Source organism: Maribacter sp., assembly GCF_049667165.1.
GTDB lineage: Bacteria > Bacteroidota > Bacteroidia > Flavobacteriales > Flavobacteriaceae > Maribacter_A.
Genome location: NZ_JBATHS010000116.1, coordinates 1 through 7,650 on the forward strand (window position 1 = coordinate 1; position 7,650 = coordinate 7,650).

A 7,650-nucleotide genomic window follows, 5' to 3' on the forward strand; every position below is an offset into this window, starting at 1 on the left:
CCATTACCTCGATTTGAACAATGTGGATTTATTGAAAGTTCGTGTAGGATATGGGGTAACAGGGGCATTACCCTCTAGTAATGGTCTTTCTAGGTCTTTATATGAGCCAGCTGATGGTAAATTAAGCAGTAACCAACTTACCGATGCCAACCCTGATCTGAAATGGGAGGAAAAAGCGGAAACCAACTTTGGTGTTGAATTCGCTTCCGGAAGATTGGGGGCCACCTTGGACATCTATACCAGAAATATCAGTGACTTTATCTTAGAACGGGATGTGGATGTCACCATCTACCCCACTGGACGACGATGGGAAAATGCAGGGGAAATGAAATCACAAGGGTTTGAATTGGCCGTAAACTATGATGTGGTCAAATCCGAAGATCTGAATTATAATACCGGTATTGTACTATCACGAAACAAAACCACCTTGGAGAAATACACCATTCCCCAAGAAATGAGAGGTTCTCTGGGCGCACCCGGTCAAAACGATACGGATATGATCCGAATTAAGGAAGGTGAGGAAATCGGCCAGATTTGGGGACCCGTCTTTACAGGCGAAGTAGTCGATGGCAGCCAAGTATTGGAAGACGTTAACGGAGACGGACAACTTTTGACCGCCCAGAACAACGCTTTGGATCCCGATGGCGATTTTGCCGTATTGGGTAAGGGTACGCCTGATTTTGAATTGGGATGGACGAACCGACTTACCTATAAAAGATGGGATTTGAATGCCTTTTTCAGAGGGGCTTTTGGTCACAGTTTGATCAATACGTACCGCGCCTTCTATGAACCACGTGTGGGTAGCCAAGGGTCGTACAACTTTGTGAATACCGAGTTGGCCAATCCTGAAATTACCAATGCGAAATTCAGCTCCTTATATGTAGAAAAAGCCGATTTCTTTAAATTGGACAACCTTTCCATAGGATATACGTTCGACCTTGGGGAAAATAAATATATAAAAGGCGTACGGGTTACGGCCAGTGGGCAGAACTTGTTTACAATCACCAATTATACGGGGTCTGATCCTGAACCTGCGTTACAGGATAGAGGTTCGGAAGCGGGTAACGGTGATTTTAGCCCCACTGCTTCCCCTGATCCACTTATTCCCGGTATAGATCGAAGAAGCAGCTATTTTTCAGCAACCACCTTCACACTGGGGTTGAACATAAACTTTTAAAAAAATAAGCAATGAAAAAAAATATATTTAAACTACTCATGATGTGCAGCGGGGTCTTTTTGGCTTCCTGTACCGATTTGGAAGAAGATCTGATCGGGGAGATCGATCAGCCGGTCAGTATTGTAGAACCTAACGTAGATTTTGAAGGTGGTGGTAACGGAGGTAATGATGCCTTGAGTGTTGCCTTTAGTAAACTGCGCGATGCAGGTAGCGCCAACCATGGGGGCTACTGGTCCATACAGTCCGTTTCAACGGATGAAATGGCTGTCACCCAAAAAGGAGGTGACTGGTACGATGGAGGTATTTGGATCGATATGCACCGCCATACTTTTGGTCCTTCCAATGGCCCCATTGATGGCACTTGGACCCAGACATATAACGCAATCGCGGCGTGTAATGATTTATTGGCAACCAGTTTGGATGCCAACCAGACCGCACAGGTTAAGGTATTACGGGCCTTATTCTATTATAGGTTAGTAGATCTTTTTGGCAGGGTTAAACTGATTACCGCAACAGGTACCGATGCACCCCAATCAACAAGGCAACAAGTTTTTAACTTTGTAGAAAGCGAATTGTTAACAGCCTTGGGCATCAGTGCGGTTAGTAGTAGTATGGACCTATCCTCAAGCCCACTCGGTGTTGAGGTCAATCCGTATCGGGTCAACCAATATGCGGCCCTTGGCTTATTGGCCAAATTATACTTGAACGCTGAAGTATTTACGGGTACGCCGAGATACCAGGAAGCAGCTGATGCCGCTTCTTATGTCATAGACAATTCTGGTTATGTACTCTGTGGAGTAGGATGTAGTGTGCCCAACCCTGGCAAAAGACCAGCTGTTGCCTCTGACCCTGATAATTTAGAAGGGTATGCGGCAGTTTTTGCCCCTAACAACCAAGACAACCCGGAAATCATTTGGTCGGTTGCCTACGATGGGGTTAGTGGAGGCGGAATGAATTTCCATGTAATGACCCTTCACTATTCCAGCCAGTTTACTTGGAATTTTGTTGATCAACCATGGAATGGCTATTCTGCCCTTGAGGATTTTTACAATTCGTATGATGACGGTGATGCGCGTAAAAAAGCGAGTTTCATTATAGGTCCACAGTTGGATTATAATGGATCCGCTATTTTGGATTACGCCGCTACCGATGGACAATTGGAATTGGATTATACGCCCGACATCAATGAATTGGAGCCCAATGCCTCAAGAAAAGGAGGGGCCCGTTTAGGTAAATTCAGTAATCGTCTTTTCCAAAGATCGGAAATGGACAATGACATGCCTATTGTTCGTTTGGGTGAATTGTATTTGATCCGTGCCGAAGGTATGGCAAGGGCAGCAGGTGATTGGTCTATGGCCGGCCCTGATGTGAACACCATTCGTGCAAGAGCAGGTCTTGGCGCTTTGCCTACCCTGGATGCCGATTCCTTCTTGGCAGAACGCGGCCGTGAAATGTTCATGGAAGCGGTTAGAAGACAGGATTTGATTCGTTTTGGCAAATTTGATGATCCTTGGTGGGAAAAAACGAACAATGATGCTTACAAATCATTGTTCCCGATTCCACAACCTCAAATTGATGCTGCGAACGGTACTTTAACACAAAATCCAGGGTACTAATCCCTATAAATTTTGAAAAAAAAGGGTTACTTTTGGTAACCCTTTTTTAATTTAGGTAAACCGTATGAAAGCTTATATTATATTGGTTTTTAGCCTAGCCATAATTACTTCCTGCTCTCGGGAATTAAAGAAGGAATTAACCAGTAACACCCAACCTCTTTTTGAACTCAAGGAAAATTGCGGGGTGGATTTTCAGAATAACCTTACCTACACAGAGGATTTCAATCCGTATACCTACCGCAATTTCTACAATGGAGGGGGCATCGCTATTGGCGATGTTAACAATGACGGACTTTTAGACCTCTATTTTATTGGGAACATCGTAGACAATCGTCTGTATTTGAATAAGGGGGATTGGCAATTCGATGACATCACCGAAAAAGCCGGGGTAGGTTGTCCGAATATCTGGTCTTCAGGAGCGACCTTCGTAGACATCAATCATGATGGATTCATCGATATTTATGTCTGTAAATCAGGAAAACCGGAAGGCAGCAATAGACATAATGAGCTTTTTATCAATAATGGCGACCTAACGTTCACCGAACAATCCAAAGAATATGGTTTGGACATCACGGGACTATCGGTACAAGCCGCATTTTTCGATTATGACAAAGACGGGGACCTCGATTGTTATCTTCTTAATAATTCCATTCGATCTGTTGGGGTATACGATTTGATCAAGGACCAACGCAATATACCCAGTGATACGGGGAACAAATTTCTAAAAAACGAAGGCGGTAAATTCATAGACTTCTCTTCGGAAGCAGGCATTTATACCAGTAATATAGGTTTTGGTCTTGGAATTACCCTAAGTGATTTCAATGAAGATTCTTGGCCCGACCTATTCATCTCCAATGATTTTTTTGAGCGGGACTATCTATACATCAATAATCAAAAGGGAGGGTTTGAAGAAACTGCGGAAATTGCGATTTCCTCATTTTCCATGGGTTCTATGGGTGCTGATGCCGCAGATTTGGACAACGATCTTAAGCCCGACCTAATGGTCACTGAAATGTTGCCAACCAATATTGAACGCCAACGCACGAAGGCACTTTATGAATCCTGGGACAAATACAGCCTCGGTGTTAGACAAGGATATGCACACCAATTCCCTAGAAATGTGCTACAGCGCAATATGGGTGAAAACGGCTTTTTGGAAATAGGCCGGTTTTCAGGTGTCTATGCCACGGAATGGAGCTGGGCCTCCTTGATCTTTGACATGGACAATGATGGCCTACGGGATATTTTTATAAGTAATGGTATTTACAAAGATCTGTTGGATCGGGATTACCTGACTTATATGGCCAATGAGGAAAAGGTCAGAAATATGATGAAGACCCAAGATGAGGTCATCATGAAACTCATCGACCTTATGCCGTCAAAGGCGATCCCCAATATCGCCTATAAAAACAATGGGGGATTTGTCTTTGAAGACAAAACAGCCGATTTTGGCCTAGACACCCCAAGTTTTAGTAATGGCAGTGCTTACGGGGACCTTGATAATGATGGTGACCTTGACCTCGTAGTGAACAACGTGAATATGCCCTCTTTTATTTATGAGAACAAAACCGACACCCTTACGCATAGGAGTTTGTTCCTCAAGTTTTCTTCCGCATCAAAAAACACCAAGGGAATCGGTGCTAAAGCCAGCATATATTTTGGGAATGGCCAGAAGGCAATGGCAGAGAATTATCCTAGTAGGGGATTTGAAAGTTCAGTCAGTGATGGCCTTCATTTCGGTTTGGGCGAAGCTAATTCGGTCGATAGCCTGCTCATTGTATGGCCCAATGGGGCATATACCAAGGAAAAAAACCTTGTTTCCAATCAGACCTATACATTTCGCGAACCGTCTGAACCAAGTGCTTCAACAATCAAGAACAACCTCCAAACCCCAAAGGTTTCTTTTTCGGACACAACGCCCCTGTTCCATTTTAGACATAAGGAAAACACCTTCGTGGATTTTAATCGCGAACGCCTCTTGCCCTATATGTCGAATAATGAAGGACCGGCCTTGGCCACTGGGGATATCAATGCAGATGGTATCATGGATGTTTATGTGGGAGGTGCCAAGAACCAATCGGGAAGTCTTTTTATGTCGCATAACAAGGGTTACAAAGAAGTAACGTTACCCTTTGAGGCAGATGCGAAATCAGAGGATACCGACGCCCTCTTTTTCGATAGTGACAATGATGGGGACCTCGATCTATATGTTTGCAGCGGAGGCAAGGCCTTCTCAAAATATGATTCCTTTTTAAATGATCGCTTGTACCTTAATGAACAGGGTACTTTTTCCAAAACTAAAAAAGCCTTGCCCTTTCCACAACCATTGAGTTCGACTGTGGTCACTGCGACCGACTATGACAAAGATGGTGATATGGATCTTTTTGTGGGGGGTAGATTCGACCCCGAACTTTATGGCACGCCAGTATCAAGTTATGTCCTAATAAATAAAGGTGATAACAATTTTGAATTGGCAGACAAAAAAGAATTGATCGACCTTGGCATGGTTACCGATGCCACTTGGAGCGATATAAATGCCGATGGTTGGCCAGATCTGGTCGTACTGGGTGAATGGATGTCTATAAAGGTATTCATCAACCATGAAGGTACATTAACGGACCAAACCACAAGGTATGGCCTAGACCACACCAAAGGCTTGTGGTCTTCCTTAAGCGTTTTGGACCTGGACAATGATGGTGATATGGATATTGTTGGCGGCAACGTCGGGAAAAATACGTTTTATAAACCCGGTGTTCGCATGTATATAAAGGATTTTGATGGTAACGGTTTTGCCGAACAAATCATTTGCCATAAAATAGACGGAAAATATTATCCGATTGTAGATCGGGACGAACTCATTTCACAACTACCTGGCCTGAAGAATAAATTTCTCTATTTTAAGGATTATGCCACTGCCTCGATCGAGGATATTTTTACGAAAGAAGAGCTTAAAGGTGCTACCATTTTGGATATTGATATGGTAGAGACCACTGTATTCATCAATATAAATGGAAAGTTCAGTCAGCATCACCTCCCCTCCGAGGTACAATACTCCAATATCTCGGCGATTGAAATTTTAGATGCCAACCGTGATGGAATAAAGGATCTTATTTTGGGCGGTAACCAATATCTTGTAAAACCGCAATTCGGTAGACAGGATGCCTCCCAAGGATGGTTGGTCTTAGGTCAATTGGACCAAGCGAAAAATTATAGTACTAAAAACGTTAAAAGTCTTGGAATTAAAGGCCAGATTCGGAACTTTGTCCTTCTTCCGCAAAAAGATAAAACGATTCTGCTAACCGCAATAAACAATGATGAGATTCAATTTCGTGAAATTCAATAAACTCTTATTTCTATCAGGCATCCTTTGGTCAACCCTTTGGTTCGCTTCTTGTGAATCGGAATATAACAAAACCGTCAACAGAGAGGCTGAAAAAGGGATTGCCAAAGACAGTTTGGTTTTGGGCATGTCTTTTGGCGACACCAGACAATCTTTCTATGATCAGTGCTGGCAATTGAACAATAAGGGATTGGTAACCCAAGGTCCGAACAATAGATCAGTTCAATACCTGCTTAGCTCTAATGATGCCGATAAAAACCTTACCGCCATAAATATGCTTTTTTATGGGAGTTTCAATGAATATGATTTCATGACCGGAATGGATATGGAATTCTCTTATAAGGCCTGGTCACCCTGGAATGATGATATGAGCAGTAAAAAATTACTCCCCGTAATAAAGGATACTTTGATGAACTGGTTTCCAGGAAACGATTTTATCCCCATCAAATCAGACAAAGTGAAGCTAGAAACCCATGTAAAGGTCGACGGCAATCGTCAAATCCTGGTGTATGCCAAAGATATCAAAGACGTGGTCGTCAAAATCGAAAATCTAAAAATTAAATATCCAGAAAAATTCAAATAATAATACATTCCATGTAATAAGCCAGAATAATTCTTGGTATCAACCCTGCCTTCGGCAGGCGGGCAGGATGGTCAATCTCAAAATCGAAGATTCATGAAATCCTTAGAAAAGCAAGAATTATGGGGATTACCACTGACTTATTAAGGACACATAAATACAAATAGATGAAAACTAATTTTTTCATATCGCTTTTAATGATCGTAAGCGTACTGATTTCCTCCTGCACGGGTAAGAACGCTGAAGATGAAGCGTCGACGATGCTATTTCAATTACTGGACAGTACCGAAACCGGAGTGAATTTTGTGAATGACCTGAATTATAACCATGATTTCAATGTGTATAAATATCGTAATTTCTATAACGGAGGGGGCGTTGCGCTCGGTGACATCAACAATGATGGGCTGCTCGATATTTATTTTTCATCGAATTTAAATTCCAACAGACTTTATCTCAACAAAGGCGGGTTTAAATTTGAGGATATTACGGAAATGGCGAAAGTAGGAGGTACTAAAGCATGGTCTACAGGAGTCACAATGGCCGATATCAATGCGGATGGTTACTTGGATATTTACGTCTGTAATTCTGGCGATATCGCAGGAGACAATAAACAGAATGAATTGTTCATCAATAACGGTCCTGACGAATCAGGCCAAGTAACCTTTACTGAGTCAGCTGAAAAATATGGTCTTGACAATCAGGGTTTTTCAACGCATGCCTCATTTTTTGATTATGATCGGGATGGTGATCTCGACGTTTACCTTTTGAACAATTCGTATCGGTCCATAGGAAGTTTCAATTTGCAGCGCAACGAACGCTTTGAGCGTGATGTGTTGGGAGGGGATAAACTATTACGAAATGATGGGGATATCTTTGTGGATGTGAGTGAACAAGCCGGCATTTATGGCAGTGTTATTGGCTTTGGATTAGGCGTTAC

5 protein-coding genes are annotated in these 7,650 nt (G+C 42.6%); all 5 read left to right on the forward strand.

The features are described from left to right. The coding region (locus WBM98_RS06180) for a TonB-dependent receptor domain-containing protein (protein WP_424365155.1) at nt 1–1,177 on the forward strand (1,177 nt) is incomplete at its 5' end. Between the two features lie 11 nt (nt 1,178–1,188). Beyond that, nucleotides 1,189–2,793 carry a RagB/SusD family nutrient uptake outer membrane protein gene (locus WBM98_RS06185; protein WP_424365156.1) on the forward strand — a complete coding sequence of 535 codons (1,605 nt, stop codon included), beginning with the start codon at nt 1,189–1,191 and terminating at the stop codon, nt 2,791–2,793. A gap of 64 nt (nt 2,794–2,857) precedes the next feature. Further along, entirely contained in the window at nt 2,858–6,136 is a 3,279-nt protein-coding gene (locus WBM98_RS06190) for a VCBS repeat-containing protein (RefSeq protein WP_424365157.1), read from the forward strand. Beyond that, nucleotides 6,105–6,716 (forward strand): hypothetical protein, encoded by a 612-nt coding sequence (locus WBM98_RS06195; protein ID WP_424365158.1) that lies wholly within the window; start codon nt 6,105–6,107, stop codon nt 6,714–6,716. Before WBM98_RS06190 ends, WBM98_RS06195 begins: the two co-directional genes overlap by 32 nt. A gap of 164 nt (nt 6,717–6,880) precedes the next feature. Continuing rightward, on the forward strand, nt 6,881–7,650 hold a 770-nt coding region (locus tag WBM98_RS06200; RefSeq protein WP_424365159.1), incomplete at its 3' end, for an FG-GAP repeat domain-containing protein.